Origin of the sequence: Catellatospora sp. KI3, from assembly GCF_029948125.1 — a bacterium.
In the GTDB taxonomy this organism is placed as follows: Bacteria; Actinomycetota; Actinomycetes; order Mycobacteriales; family Micromonosporaceae; genus Catellatospora.
Genome location: NZ_JASAMB010000032.1, coordinates 25,917 through 39,366, shown reverse-complemented (window position 1 = coordinate 39,366; position 13,450 = coordinate 25,917). Strand labels below are relative to the sequence as shown.

General features: G+C 70.3%; 12 protein-coding genes and 1 riboswitch. Of the genes, 10 read left to right on the top strand and 2 right to left on the bottom strand.

What is annotated here, in order from left to right; all coding sequences use genetic code 11:
• Window positions 1-129 precede the first annotated feature (129 nt).
• From QEZ54_RS33090 to paaN, 6 genes are all read left to right on the top strand, one after another.
• On the top strand, window positions 130-399 hold the full coding sequence (locus tag QEZ54_RS33090) for a hypothetical protein (protein WP_281308698.1): 270 nt from the start codon (window positions 130-132) through the stop codon (window positions 397-399).
• The gene (locus QEZ54_RS33085) at window positions 389-1,162 is read left to right on the top strand and encodes a hypothetical protein (protein ID WP_281308697.1); all 774 of its coding nucleotides are present in this window, start codon (window positions 389-391) and stop codon (window positions 1,160-1,162) included. The genes QEZ54_RS33090 and QEZ54_RS33085 overlap by 11 nt, the downstream gene beginning before the upstream one ends.
• A 94-nt stretch (window positions 1,163-1,256) precedes the next feature.
• Window positions 1,257-1,370, top strand: a riboswitch (SAM riboswitch).
• Window positions 1,371-1,379: 9 nt separating this feature from the next.
• Entirely contained in the window at window positions 1,380-2,675 is a 1,296-nt protein-coding gene (gene thrC / locus QEZ54_RS33080; RefSeq protein ID WP_281308696.1) for a threonine synthase, read from the top strand.
• 60 nt (window positions 2,676-2,735) lie between these two features.
• Window positions 2,736-3,755 (top strand): GNAT family N-acetyltransferase, encoded by a 1,020-nt coding sequence (locus QEZ54_RS33075; protein WP_281308695.1) that lies wholly within the window; start codon window positions 2,736-2,738, stop codon window positions 3,753-3,755.
• Window positions 3,756-3,901: 146 nt separating this feature from the next.
• Window positions 3,902-4,705 carry a hypothetical protein gene (locus QEZ54_RS33070; protein WP_281308694.1) on the top strand — a complete coding sequence of 268 codons (804 nt, stop codon included), beginning with the start codon at window positions 3,902-3,904 and terminating at the stop codon, window positions 4,703-4,705.
• A gap of 43 nt (window positions 4,706-4,748) precedes the next feature.
• Window positions 4,749-6,392 carry a phenylacetic acid degradation protein PaaN gene (paaN, locus tag QEZ54_RS33065; protein ID WP_281308693.1) on the top strand — a complete coding sequence of 548 codons (1,644 nt, stop codon included), beginning with the start codon at window positions 4,749-4,751 and terminating at the stop codon, window positions 6,390-6,392.
• Between the two features lie 70 nt (window positions 6,393-6,462).
• On the opposite strand, the gene QEZ54_RS33060 is transcribed toward paaN, so the two are convergent.
• Window positions 6,463-7,284, bottom strand: coding sequence for a serine hydrolase (locus QEZ54_RS33060; RefSeq protein ID WP_281308692.1), 822 nt, complete (start codon window positions 7,282-7,284; stop codon window positions 6,463-6,465).
• Between the two features lie 267 nt (window positions 7,285-7,551).
• Between QEZ54_RS33060 and QEZ54_RS33055 the strand changes: the two genes are divergently transcribed.
• The 4 genes from QEZ54_RS33055 (at window position 7,552) to groL (ending at window position 11,834) form a co-directional block, all read left to right on the top strand.
• Window positions 7,552-7,755, top strand: a complete 204-nt coding sequence (locus QEZ54_RS33055) for a cold-shock protein (protein WP_033342363.1) — start codon at window positions 7,552-7,554, stop codon at window positions 7,753-7,755.
• Between the two features lie 146 nt (window positions 7,756-7,901).
• Window positions 7,902-8,897 (top strand): hypothetical protein, encoded by a 996-nt coding sequence (locus QEZ54_RS33050; RefSeq protein WP_281308691.1) that lies wholly within the window; start codon window positions 7,902-7,904, stop codon window positions 8,895-8,897.
• 82 nt (window positions 8,898-8,979) lie between these two features.
• Window positions 8,980-9,957, top strand: a complete 978-nt coding sequence (locus QEZ54_RS33045) for a hypothetical protein (RefSeq protein WP_281308690.1) — start codon at window positions 8,980-8,982, stop codon at window positions 9,955-9,957.
• A gap of 254 nt (window positions 9,958-10,211) precedes the next feature.
• Window positions 10,212-11,834: a chaperonin GroEL gene (gene groL, locus QEZ54_RS33040; protein ID WP_281308689.1), complete on the top strand. Its 1,623-nt coding sequence runs from the start codon at window positions 10,212-10,214 to the stop codon at window positions 11,832-11,834.
• 79 nt (window positions 11,835-11,913) lie between these two features.
• Here groL and QEZ54_RS33035 read toward each other — a convergent pair whose 3' ends face one another.
• Window positions 11,914-13,335, bottom strand: a complete 1,422-nt coding sequence (locus tag QEZ54_RS33035) for a sugar porter family MFS transporter (RefSeq protein ID WP_281308688.1) — start codon at window positions 13,333-13,335, stop codon at window positions 11,914-11,916.
• Window positions 13,336-13,450 lie beyond the last annotated feature (115 nt).

Below are 13,450 nucleotides of genomic sequence, written 5' to 3'. Positions count from 1 at the left end.
GTCAATTTCAAGGGGGCCGGGGGCGGGGCGCGGGGCGGGCGGGGGTGGTCGGGTGGCCGGGGTGGTTCTGACGTGACGCTTACATTGCGGGGGGTCTGGGGTTGACCGGGGGCTGGCAGGGTTCCCGGTATGAAACGTGTGCTCGCAATGACGGCGCTCGCCGTACTGGTCGGCGTGGCGCTGACCGGGTGCCGCGCCGGCGGTGCCCGCGACGGTGCCGGTGCGCCGGCCGACAGGGGCGGCACGACCGTGACCACCCCCGCCCCGGCGCAGGGCGCCGCCGACCCCGCGGCGGTCGCCGCGCAGACCGACACCGACCTCAGTGAGCTGGACAAGCTGCTCACCGAGCTGGACGGACAGCTGAAGAAGGCAGAGGAGAGCCCCACCGATGCGGACTGACAAGCGCACCAGCACCCAGCGCCTGCTCCTGGCGGGCCGCCTCGCGGCCACCGGACTGGTCGCCGCCACCCTCGGCCTGACCGCGGCGCTGCCCGCGCAGGCGGCGGCGCCGACCGGTGTCGTGCTCGCCGACCGGGCCACGACCGTGGACGCGGCGAAGAGACTGGTCACCGCGCGGATCGACGGCCGCCTGGCCGTGCTGCGCGCCAACGGCGTGGCGATCAACAACGCGGCGCGGCTGTCCGACGGGCACCAGGCCGCGCTCAAGGCGATCCTCGACCAGGCCGTCACCGGGCTGACCGAGCTGAAGGCCAAGGTGGCGGGGGAGACCACGCTGGAGGCGCTGAAGGCCGACGCCCGCAGCATGGTCGAGGACTACCGGGTGTACATCCTGGTGCAGAAGCAGGTGCACCTGACGCTCGCGGCCGACGTCGAGACCGCCGCCGTGGCGCGGCTGCGGACGGCGTACGACAAGCTGGGCAAGGCGATCGCGGCGGCCAAGGCCGCCGGTAAGGACGTCGGCGACGCCGAGGCGAAGCTGGCCGACATGAAGGCGCAACTCGACAAGGCTGAGGCGGCCGTGAGCGGGGTGGCCGACGCGCTGCTGGCGGTGAAGCCGGGTCCGGACGCCGAGGCGATCAAGGCGCAGACGCAGGCGGCCCGGGGCAAGGTTCGCGACGGGCGGACCGCGCTGAAGGCGGCGATCGCCGACGCCAAGGCGATCCGCGACCTGGTCAAGGACAAGGCGGCCAAGTCGAAGTGAACGATGCGTCCAGGGGATGAGGCGTAGGTCTCATCCCCTGGGAACGCTGGCCCGGCCCGATGCCGTTCTGCTTAACTACGAATCACAACTGAATACCTCATCCAGAGGAGCTGAGGGACACGGCCCGACGACGCTCCGGCAACCACCATCGATGGCAGGTGCCAACTCCGTCCGGCGCGCCACGGTGGCGACGTCGGGAAGATGAGAGGACATCCTCGTGACGACTTCCGTCATCTCGCCCCTTGGCGTCGACTCTCCGGCTCGCGGTCTCGAGTGCCGCGGCTGCGGTGCCCGCTTCCCCCTCGCCGCCCAGCACGCCTGTTACGAGTGTTTCGGCCCGCTGGAAGTCTGGTACGACGCCGAGGCGCTGGCCAGGGTGACCCGGGCCCAGATCCAGGCCGGTCCGCAGAACATCTGGCGCTACGCCGGGCTGCTGCCGGTGGGGCAGCACGAGGCCGACCGCGTCACCCTCGACCCGGGCCTGACCCCGCTGGTCCGCGCCGACGCCCTGGCCGCCGAGATCGGCCTGCGCGCGCCGCTGTGGGTGAAGGACGACTCGGCCAACCCGACGCACTCGTTCAAGGACCGCGTGGTGTCGGTGGCGCTGACCGCCGCGAAGGCGCTCGGCTTCACCCGCTACGCCTGCGCCTCGACCGGCAACCTGGCCAACTCCGTCGCCGCGCACGCGGCCCGCGCCGGGGTGCCCTCGATCGTCTTCATCCCGCACGACCTGGAGCAGGGCAAGATCATCACGACCGCCGTGTACGGCGGCGACCTGGTCGCCATCGAGGGGTCGTACGACGACGTCAACCGCCTGTGCTCGGAGCTCGTCGAGACCGACGACTTCGAGGACACCGCGTTCGTCAACGTGAACGTGCGCCCGTTCTACGCCGAGGGCTCCAAGACGCTGGGCTACGAGGTGGCCGAGCAGCTCGGCTGGCGCATCCCGGCCCAGGTGGTCATCCCGATGGCCTCCGGCGAGCTGCTGACCAAGGTGGACAAGGCGTTCCAGGAGCTGGTCGAGGCCGGTCTGGCGGTGGCGCCAGAGCTTCCGGATGGTCGGCGCGGCTGGAAGGTGTTCGGCGCCCAGTCGGCGGGCTGCAACCCCATCGCGACCGCGCTGCACGCGGACACCGACGTGATCACTCCCGTGAAGCCGACCGGCATCGCGAAGTCGCTGAACATCGGCGACCCGGCCGCCGGGCTGTACGCCCTGGAGGCCGTGCGCCGCACCGGCGGCTGGATGGACTACGCCTCCGACGACGAGATCCGCGACGCGATCCGGCTGCTGGCCCGCACCACCGGCGTGTTCGCCGAGACCGCGGGCGGCGTGACCACCGCGGTCACCGCGAAGCTGATCGCCTCCGGCAAGCTCGACCCGACGCTGGAGACGGTCGTCTACAACACCGGCGAGGGCCTCAAGACCCTCGACGCGGTCTCCGCGCTCGTCGGCCCCACCTACCGGGTGAAGCCGTCGCTGAAGGCGGCCCGCGAGGCCGGCCTGCTGAGCTGAGCCTCGGAGGTACCGAAAATTGGATGCGAGGGCCTGGTGGGCGGGGGCACCCTGTCGGGCATGACCCTCACCATCACCAGGCTCACCGCTGACGACGCCGCTTCGATCGAGCAATGGTTCCAAGCGACCGAAGAGGTACGGCGACATGAGGTCCCCCACTTCCCGCCGATGACGCCCGCCCTGGTCCGGCAGTTCCTGACGCACCCCTACCCCGGTCGGCTCCACCTCTGGCACGTCGCGCTGCGCGACGGGATGCCGGTCGGCCGGGTGGACGTCAACCTGCCCACCGAGGACAACCTGAAGACGCTGTCCTTCACCATCGAGGTGGATCCGCGTTTCCGCAGGCAGGGCATCGGGCGGCAGCTGCTGGACTTCGTGCTGTCGGTGGCGGCGGACCACGGCCGCACCGTGCTGATGTCGCACAGCGCGCTGTCGCTGCCGGGGCTGCCCGCCCGGGACGAGGCCGGGGCGGCGTTCGGGGCGGCGACGGGTTTCAGCAGCACGCTGCCGGAGGTGCAGCGACGGCTGGAGCTGGCGTCGGTGGACGAGGCGGTGCTGGCCGACCTGCTGGCGTCGGCGTGGGCGAAGGCCGAGGGCTACCGCCTGGTGCGGTGGCACGACGACACCCCGGACGACCTGGTCGACGGCATGGCGTACCTGGACTCACGCCTGGTGACCGACGCGCCGATGGGTGATCTGCAGGTGGAGGCGGAGCTGGCCGACCGGGCGCGGATGCGCGAGATCGAGCAGGTGGAGCGGGACCGGGGCCGGATGACGTGGCGGACCGGCGCGGTGCACGAGCAGACGGGGCAGCTCGCCGCGTTCACCGCGATCACCACGCATGACAGCATCCCGTGGCATGCCTGGCAGCAGATCACCATCGTGGACCCGGACCACCGCGGCCACCGGCTCGGCACCCTCGTCAAGCTGGAGAACCTGCGCATGTTCCGCGCCGAGTCGCCCGGCGTCGAGGTGATCGACACGTTCAACGCGGCCGAGAACTCGTACATGATCGCGATCAATGACCAGATGGGCTTCCGCCCCGTCTGCGCCGCCCAGAACTGGCAGCGCGAGCTCTGACCCAAGATCGGCTGAGTTGCCGGGCAACCGGGCGTATCTTGGGCGTACTCTCCCCCGTTTGCCCGGCAACTGGACCGATCTTGGGGTTGGGACAAAAGGGGCTAAACGGATGATTTCCTGGTCAGGGGCATGATCGTTGCGGGGTTATGAGGCCGCGACTGCTCATAGCCCTGCTGACCGTGGTCACCGTGGTGCCGGCGCTGACGATCGCCGCGGTGACCACCGCCGTCGCCCACGCCCGCTCGCCGCAGGCGGGCGGCACCCTGACCGCCCGGGTCTTCGCCACCCGGGAGGGCCTGGTCGGCTGGAAGACCGCCAACGGCCACACCATCGCCAACCGCGACTGGTTCGCGGCGCTGCCGTCCTGGCGCGGGCTGTCCGACCAGGGCGAGGGCGACCGCAGCGTACGGGTCTGCCACGAGGGCAACGACCGCTGCGTCTTCCTGCCGGTGTGGGACGTCGGCCCGTGGAACACCATGGACGACTACTGGGCCGAGAACCGGCACTCGTGGGACGACCTGCCCCGGGGCAGACCCGAGGCGCAGGCCGCGTACGAGGACGGGTACCACCGGGGCAAGGACGAGTCCGGCCGGAAGGTGAGCAACCCGGCCGGGATCGACATCGCCGACGGCGCCTTCTGGGACGGGCTGGGCCTGGACCGCAACGAGTGGGTCGACGTCACCTTCCTGTGGACGGGGGACGGCGAGCGCGGGACCGTGGACACGCCGAAGGGCGAGCCGCTGCGGGTGCGCTCGGGGCCGCGGCTGGGTGCGGCGCTGCGCGGCGGGGCGGCCGAGCACGCGCAGGTGCCGATCCGGTGCCAGGTGCGCGGCGACAGGGTCGACGGGACGGTACGCAGCACCGACCTGTGGGACCGGGTCGGCGAGAACATCTACGTGTCGCACGCGTACATCGAGGTCGACGACGACTTCAAGGTGCGTAGATGCTGACGGCATGGTGGGCGCGGTCACGTCGTCGGGCATGATGGCAGACATGACTGCTACCGTCACCGACCTCTTCGCCACCCACGAGGAGCTGCTGACCGGCGCGCTGCGGGCGATCACCGAGCGCGGCTACTGGTCGGCCTACCCCGAGTCGCCCAGCCCCAAGGTGTACGGCGAGACCGCCGCCGCCGACGGCAAGGCCGCCTTCGAGGCGCTGCTGGGCAAGGACTTCCCGCTGGACCAGCCCGCGCAGGAGTGGATCGCGCCGGAGCAGTCGCCGTTCGGCGTCGCGCTGGACGTGCGCTACCCGCGTACCGGCGTCGACACCCTGATCGCGAACGCCGCCGCGGCGCTGCCCTCGTGGCGCGACGCCGGTCCGCGCGTACGCGCCGGGGTGTGCCTGGAGATCCTGGCCCGGCTGCACAAGCGCGTGTTCGAGCTGGCCAACGCGGTGCACGCGACGACCGGCCAGCCGTTCGTGATGGCGTTCCAGGCCGGCGGCCCGCACGCCCTCGACCGCGCGCTGGAGGCGATCGCCTACGGGTACGCCGAGCAGACCCGCCAGGTCGCGTCCGTGGTGTGGACCAAGAAGGCGGACACGCTGGCCAAGACGTACCACGTGGTGCCGCGCGGGATCGGGCTGGTGATCGGGTGCAACACGTTCCCGACCTGGAACTCGTGGCCGGGCCTGTTCGCCTCGCTGATCACCGGCAACCCGGTGCTGGTCAAGCCGCACCCCGGCGCGGTGCTGCCGCTGGCGATCACGGTGCAGGCGGCGCGCGAGGTGCTGGCCGAGGCCGGGCTCGACCCGAACACGGTGCAGTTGGCGGTCGACACCCGGGACAACCCGGTCGCGGCCGACCTGGCGCTGCGGCCCGAGGTCCGCATCATCGACTTCACCGGCTCGACCGCGTTCGGCGACTGGCTGGAGGCCAACGCCCGCCAGGCGCAGGTATACACCGAGAAGGCGGGCGTGAACACCGTCATCGTCGACTCGACCGGCGACTTCGCGGGCATGTGCCGCAACCTGGCCTTCTCGCTGACGCTGTACAGCGGCCAGATGTGCACCACGCCGCAGAACCTGCTGATCCCGTCCGGCGGCATCGAGACCGAGGCCGGGCACAAGAGCTTCGACGAGGTCGTGGCCGGGGTGGCCGACGCGGTCCGGGCGATCACCGGCGACCCGGCCAAGGCGGTCGAGCTGACCGGCGCGATCGTCGGCGACGCGGTGCTGGAGCGGATGGACGGCGCGCGCAAGCTGGGCGACGTGGTGCTCGACTCGACCGAGCTGGCCCACCCGGCGTATCCGGGGGCGGTGTGCCGTACCCCCATGATCGTGACGGCGACCGACGGCTACGCCGCGGAGTGCTTCGGCCCGGTGACCTTCGCCGTGCCCACCGCCTCCACCGCGGCCAGCATCGACGTCTTCCGGGAGACGGTCGGCGCCAAGGGCGCCATCACCGCCGCCGTGTACAGCACCGACGAGTCGGTGCTCGACGCGGTCGAGCGGGCCGCGCTCGAGGTGGGCGTGCACCTGTCGGCGAACCTGACCGGCGGGATCTTCGTGAACCAGTCGGCCGCGTTCTCCGACTTCCACGCCTCGGGCGCCAACCCGGCGGCCAACGCGGCGCTGACCGACGGGGCCTTCGTCGCCTCGCGCTTCCGCACCGTCCAGTCCCGCCGCCCCGCCTGACAGCTGAAGTAAGGAAGGGCCCCTTCTTATCGCTTTGCGATGTAGAAGGGGCCCTTCTTCACGCGCGGGTTCAGCGGGAGATCAGCGCGGGCATGAGCTGTTCGGCGACCGACTGGCACAGCTGGGTGCCGTGGTCGAAGCCCAGCCAGGAGGGGTAGCGCAGCAGGACGCCGATGCTCCAGTCGTCGGTCACGGCCAGGCAGGACATGTGCCAGAGCCGGTCCTCCGAGCGCAGCAGCCAGCCGTTCTTGATGGCGATGTGGGCGGCCGTGCCCACCGGGAACGCCGAGCGCGGCCCGAAGTCGCCCGTGCCCTGCACCGAGCGCATCACGTCGAGCAGCCACTCGGTCCAGACCGGGCCCGCGGCGCGGCCGTCGGCCACGCAGGCGCCCAGCCGGGCGACGTCGCGGGCCGACACGATCGTGTTGGACCACCAGGGCTGCTCGAACGGCGCCGAATCGGTCAGGGCGCAGACGTCGACCATGCGGGCGATCCCCTCCGCGCCGCCGTTGCGTACGTAGAAGGCGTCGGCCGCGCGGTTGTCCGAGTCGCGGATCATCACCGTGATGCGGTCCAGGCTGGCCTGGTCGGGAGTCTCGTTGCGGCGCAGGAAGTCGGCGGCCAGCCATACCTTGACCAGTGACATCGTGTCGCTGGGCGCGTCCAGGTTGGCCGAGCCGGCCATGGCTCCGGTCCGGCGGTCGAGCATGGCCCAGCTGGCGAACCCCTCGGTGTCCAGTTCGACCCGGGGCAGCCGGCGCGGCAGCGGCAGCGGCAGGTCCAGATTCGGGGCGACCCGGTGGACCAAGCCGTTGAAGAACTCCATTCCCCGGGCGGCCCCGCCGGCGATGAACAGGCCCGCCGCGCACATCACGGCGAGGGCCAGAGGCATCAACGTTCCTGGTTTGCCGCCGCCTCGGGCATGGCGACCATGGCGTTTCACAATTCACCCAACCGTAGGACGACTTCCCCGGTCACGCAGGAGAGCGTGCTCTCCGTCAGATTGCCGACTGTCGAACTGTAATGGGAGCGCTACAGGTCCGTTTTGGGGCTGTCCGAGGGTGCGGGTGCTCGTGTAGCGTGCGAGGACGGCTGACAACACCCAGCCGCGGGTCGGCCTGAACGGCGACCCAGCTTTACAGAAGTGAGGAAGTGCACCGTGGCACAGGGCACCGTGAAGTGGTTCAACAGCGAGAAGGGCTACGGCTTCATCGCGGTCGACGGAGGGCAGGACGTGTTCGTCCACTTCTCCGCGATCGAGATGGACGGCTACAAGGCGCTCGACGACGGTCAGCGCGTTGAGTTCGAGATCGCACAGGGCCAGAAGGGCCCCCAGGCGGAGAAGGTTCGGGTCATCGCCTGACCTTCCGGCCATCAAGGCTTGAGAGACGCTGGAAAAGCCCTGATCCCCCCGGATCAGGGCTTTTCGGTTGCCGGTAGAAGGCCAGGTCAGCGCCCATCGACGGCATCTGGCACACTGCCAGTTCTCTACCCCTCGATGGAGCAGTGATGACCCCCTACCAGGCCCCGGATCCGTACGACCCCAACATGCCCGCCGCGTACCTGCCGCAGGGCTTCCTGCCTCCGGTGCAGCCGATCACCGGGGCCGACTACGACCCCTACACCGACCCGCTGGTCCCGCCGCCGAACATGGGCGTCAGCGGCTGGTTCGACCGCGTGGGCGGGGTGCTCAAGCGGAGCTGGAAGTCGATCGCCGGCATCCTCGCGGTGACGCACGTGCTGCCCGGACTGCTGTTCACCCTCGCCGTCGGCGTGCTGACCGCCGTCTTCGCGGCGAGCATGGTCTCGAACCTGTCCACGTACAACACCTCGTCCCGGCGCGGCGAGCTGCCGTTCGACGGCGGCGTGTTCGTGCTGGTGATCCTGGCCGCGATCGTGGTCGGCCTGATCTCGTACATGATCCAGATGGTCGGCTACGCCGGTGCCACCTACGCCACCACCCGCGAGGCCGCCGGCATCCCGGTGCGCCTGGGCGAGGCCCTCGGCTACGGGTTCCGGCGCGGCATGGGCCTGTTCGGCTGGCAGCTGCTCGTCGGGCTGCTCTGCGTCGTCGCGGTGCTGCTGTGCTTCCTGCCGGCGCTCTACGTCATCCCGGCTACCGCCCTGGTCGGACCGATCTTCCTGTTCGAGCGGCAGCGGCCGCTGGCGCGTTCGTTCGAGATCTTCAACCGCAACCTCGGCCGGGTGCTCGGGCGGCTCGCGCTGGTGCTGGTGGCGCTGATCGTCGGCTCCATCCTCACCAACCTGGTGGAGTCGGTCGTGCAGGCGGTGGTCGGCGGCGGCGTCGGCGGCCTGTCCGGCGGCAACTCCGACGCCGTCGAGGCGCTCAGCCTCGGCGCCGGGGCGATCGTCGCGGTGCTGTTCAGCACGATCATTCAGCTTCCGATCACGATGGTGCAGTTCGCCGGGATCCTGGTGACCTACACCGAGCAGCGCGGGCACGAGGGTGCCAACACGGCCCGGCTGGTGGCCGAGCTCAACTGAGCAGGGGCGAAACGGGGCGGCGCCGGTCTCGCGTGCGTGCGAGACTGGGCCGCCCCGAACCCCCCTCGCCTGGAGCAGTCACATGGGACAGCCCTCCCTCGGCCCCTACGACCCCGCCGCGTACGCACCGATCACCGACGGGTTCCTGCCGCCCGACGACGCGTTCGCCCAGGCGGCCCCCGTGACCGGGGCCGAGGACGACCCGCTGGTCAATCCGGCGGCCCAGGGCGTCGCGGGCTGGACGCACCGCGTCGGCGGGGTGCTGCGCCGCGGCTGGCCGCTGCTGCTGGGGATCTTCGCGCTGACGCAGCTGCTTCCCTCACTGCTGTTCAAGCTCCTGGTGGTGCTCGGGGCCACCGGCGTCGACCCGGCCGAGCTGGCGCTGCTCGCGCGCCGCCGCGGTGAGCTGATGGACGTGCTGATGACGACGCTGCTGGTCTACTCGCTGGTGGTCGTGACGGTGCGGATGCTCGGCTACGCCGCCGCCACGTACGTCGCGGTGCGGCAGGCCGACCACCAGCCGGTCGGCTTCGGCTCGGCGCTGCTGTTCGGCCTGCGCCGGTTCGTCCCGCTGTCCCTCTGGCACCTGCTGGCCTACCTGCTGATCGGCGCCGCCTGCATCATGGCCGTCTCCTGCTTCGGTCAGCTGGACACGTACTTCGGCCTCCTGATCGCGCTGCTGCTGGCGGCGTACCTGTACTTCTCGGTGGCGTTCCTGGGCCCGGCGTACCTGTTCGAGCGCAAGCGGGCGATGAGCCGGTCGCGCACGCTGACGCACGGGCGGTTCGGGCGCACCCTGGGGCGGCTGTCGCTGCTCGGGCTGCTGCTGCTCGCCGTCGCGGTGCTCGAGCCGGTGCTGGCCGTGCTGGCGGTCGCGGCCGGGCTGGACGAGGCGCTGCCCTACGGGGTGCCCGACCTGTGCATCACCCTGGTGGTCGGGCTGGTCTCGCTGCCCCTGACCATGATCCAGTTCGGCGGGGTGCTGGTCTCGTACGCCGAGGCGCGGGCGTCCGAGGACCCGCGGATGCGTACGTCGGTGCTGGCAGCCGAGCTGAGCTGAGCCCCGCCCGCCGCGGCGCGCCGACAGGTGAACGTGAACGGCTCTCGATGTGTCGGATGGGCGAACGCCTGTGATCATTCGTCGGTTCGCTTGCACTCGGGGTGCGAGAGTGCTAAACAGGTGATTGGCACTCTCCTGTGGTGAGTGCCAAAACGAAACCAAGAGTCGGACCGGCGGGGCTGCTGAATGGTGGCAGTCGGTCGTCGCGGGCCAGCCGTCCGACCTCGGATTTTGTCCAGGAGGACAACGCCGTTATGGCCAAGATTATCGCGTTCGACGAGGAGGCGCGCCGCGGCCTCGAGCGGGGCATGAACATCCTCGCTGACGCCGTGAAGGTGACGCTGGGCCCCAAGGGTCGCAATGTCGTGCTCGAGAAGAAGTGGGGCGCCCCCACCATCACCAACGATGGTGTGAGCATCGCCAAGGAGATCGAGCTCGAGGACCCGTACGAGAAGATCGGCGCTGAGCTGGTCAAGGAGGTCGCCAAGAAGACCGACGACGTGGCCGGTGACGGCACCACGACGGCGACCGTCCTGGCTCAGGCGCTGGTCCGCGAGGGCCTGCGCAACGTCGCCGCCGGTGCGAACCCGATGGCCCTGAAGCGGGGCATCGAGGCCGCCGTCGGCTCGGTGGCCGAGGAGCTGTCGAAGCTCGCCAAGGACGTCGAGACCAAGGAGCAGATCGCCTCCACCGCCTCGATCTCCGCCGCTGACACCACCGTCGGCGAGATCATCGCCGAGGCGATGGACAAGGTCGGCAAGGAAGGCGTCATCACCGTCGAGGAGAGCAACACCTTCGGCCTCGAGCTCGAGCTCACCGAGGGTATGCGCTTCGACAAGGGCTTCAACTCGGCGTACTTCATCACCGACCCCGAGCGCATGGAGGCGGTCCTGGAGGACCCCTACCTGCTGATCGTGAACGGCAAGATCTCGAACGTCAAGGACATGCTGCCGATCCTCGAGAAGGTCATGCAGAGCGGCAAGCCGCTGCTGATCATCGCCGAGGACGTCGAGGGCGAGGCCCTGGCCACCCTGATCGTCAACAAGATCCGTGGCACCTTCAAGTCCGTCGCCGTCAAGGCCCCGGGCTTCGGCGACCGCCGCAAGGCGATGCTGCAGGACATCGCGATCCTGGCCGGCGGCCAGGTCGTGTCCGAGGAGGTCGGCCTCAAGCTCGACAGCACCGGCCTCGACATGCTGGGCCGCGCCCGCAAGGTCGTGGTGACCAAGGACGAGACCACCATCGTCGACGGTGCCGGTGACGCCGAGCAGATCAACGGCCGGGTGAACCAGATCCGTGCCGAGATCGAGAAGTCGGACTCCGACTACGACCGCGAGAAGCTGCAGGAGCGCCTGGCCAAGCTGGCCGGCGGTGTCGCGGTGATCAAGGTCGGCGCGGCCACCGAGGTCGAGCTCAAGGAGCGCAAGCACCGCATCGAGGACGCCGTCCGCAACGCGAAGGCGGCCGTCGAGGAGGGCATCGTCGCCGGTGGCGGCGTGGCGCTCGTGCAGGCCGGCAAGACCGCGTTCGACAAGCTCGACCTGAGCGGCGACGAGGCCACCGGTGCCAACATCGTCCGGGTCGCGCTCGACGCCCCGCTGCGGCAGATCGCCGTCAACGCGGGCCTCGAGGGCGGCGTCGTGTCGGAGAAGGTGCGCAACATGGAACCCGGCTGGGGCCTCAACGCCGCCAGCGGCGAGTACGTCGACCTGCTCAAGGCCGGCATCATCGACCCCGCCAAGGTGACCCGCTCGGCGCTGCAGAACGCGGCCTCGATCGCGGCCCTGTTCCTCACCACCGAGGCTGTCGTGGCCGACAAGCCGGAGAAGGCCGCGGCCGCCCCGGCGGGCCCCGGCGGCGGCGAGATGGACTTCTGATCCCCTCGGGATCAGGTTCGTCCCACCCGTAGTCGCGAAGGAGCCCCGGCCACCCGGCCGGGGCTCCTTCCGTATCCGCTCACATGGCTTCGAGCTCGCGGCCCCTGGTCTCGTGCACCGCCTTGTACACGAAGATGAAGGCCAGCAGCGCGAACAGGCAGTAGAGGCCGTACGCGAAGGTCAGGCCGATGCTGGCCAGGGCCGGGAACGTGGTGCTGATGAGCCAGTTGGCGACCCACTGCGCGGCGGCCGCCACGGCGAGCGCGGTCGCGCGGATCTTGTTGTTGAACATCTCGCCGAGCAGCACCCAGACGACCGGGCCCCAGCTCATACCGAAGGCGACGACGTAGAGGTTGGCCGCGACCAGGGCGACCTTGCCGATGTCGGGGCTGAGCGTGGTGACCGACTCGCCCGCCGCGTTGATCGTCTGGGTGGCGGTGGAGAAGCACCAGGCCATCGTGCCGAGCGTGACCACCATGCCCGCGGCGCCGATGAGCAGCAGCGGCTTGCGGCCGATCCGGTCGACCAGGGCGATGGCGATCAGCGTGGTGATGATGTTCGTGACGCTGGTGATCACCGTGATCAGCAGCGAATTGGACTCGCTGAAGCCCACCGACGCCCACAGCGTCGAGGAGTAGTAGAAGATCACGTTGATGCCGACGAACTGCTGGAACACCGAGAGCAGGATGCCTACCCAGACGATCGGCAGCAGCCCCAGCCGCGGCCCTCGCAGGTCGCGCAGCTGCACCTTCTCGTCGGCGCTGCTGACCGTACGCTGGATGTCGCCGATCCGCTTGTCGACGTCGCCGCCGATCAGCCGCTTGATGACCTTGCGCGCCTCGGCCAGGCGCCCGCGCCGGACCAGGTAGCGCGGCGACTCGGGGATCTGCAGCGCCAGCACCGCGTAGATCAGCGCCGGGATCGCCGCCGAGGCGAACATCCAGCGCCAGGCGGCGCCGCCCCACGGCACGTCCTGCATGGCGCCGCCCGCCACGCTGGCGAGCAGGTAGTCGACCAGCAGCGCGACGAAGATGCCGCTGACGATGGCCAGCTGCTGCAGCGAGCCGAGGCGCCCGCGCATGTGCGCCGGCGACACCTCGGCGATGTACGCCGGGGCGATGACGCTGGCCGCGCCGACCCCGAGACCGCCGATGACCCGCCAGACGGTCAGGTCCCAGGCGGCGAAGGCGACCGCCGAGCCGATCGCGCTGACGATGAACAGGGCCGCGGCGATGAGCATGACCCGTACCCGGCCGAGCCGGTCGGCCAGCGGCCCGGCGAACCAGGCGCCGACCGCGCAGCCGAGCAGTGCCGACGACACCACCAGGCCGAGGACGACGGAGTTGAGGTGGAACGTCTCCTGCAGCGCGTCCACGGTGCCGTTGATGACCGCGGTGTCGTATCCGAAGAGGAATCCGCCCACGGCCGCCGCAGTCGACACCATGATCGCCGCGCCGTGCGCCTCCTCGGCGCTGCCCGGGACTGACGACGAGGCTGTCACGTCCTCATCGTCGCGTAGTGACCTACCGAACCATCACCGAACCCGAAAAATAGTGCGAATCGCGCAGTGGTTGCCCGTCCTGTTAAGAAGGGACCCTTCACCTACGCAAAGCGAT

Bases quoted from the DNA above. Each gene is read 5' to 3' on its own strand.
- QEZ54_RS33060 (WP_281308692.1), bottom strand. From the start codon at position 7,284: ATGCCTCTGGCCCTCGCCGTGATGTGCGCGGCGGGCCTGTTCATCGCC.
- groL (WP_281308689.1), top strand. From the start codon at position 10,212: ATGGCCAAGATTATCGCGTTCGACGAGGAGGCGCGCCGCGGCCTCGAG.
- QEZ54_RS33085 (WP_281308697.1), top strand. From the start codon at position 389: ATGCGGACTGACAAGCGCACCAGCACCCAGCGCCTGCTCCTGGCGGGC.
- QEZ54_RS33070 (WP_281308694.1), top strand. From the start codon at position 3,902: ATGAGGCCGCGACTGCTCATAGCCCTGCTGACCGTGGTCACCGTGGTG.
- QEZ54_RS33090 (WP_281308698.1), top strand. From the start codon at position 130: ATGAAACGTGTGCTCGCAATGACGGCGCTCGCCGTACTGGTCGGCGTG.
- QEZ54_RS33050 (WP_281308691.1), top strand. From the start codon at position 7,902: ATGACCCCCTACCAGGCCCCGGATCCGTACGACCCCAACATGCCCGCC.
- QEZ54_RS33045 (WP_281308690.1), top strand. From the start codon at position 8,980: ATGGGACAGCCCTCCCTCGGCCCCTACGACCCCGCCGCGTACGCACCG.
- QEZ54_RS33075 (WP_281308695.1), top strand. From the start codon at position 2,736: ATGACCCTCACCATCACCAGGCTCACCGCTGACGACGCCGCTTCGATC.
- paaN (WP_281308693.1), top strand. From the start codon at position 4,749: ATGACTGCTACCGTCACCGACCTCTTCGCCACCCACGAGGAGCTGCTG.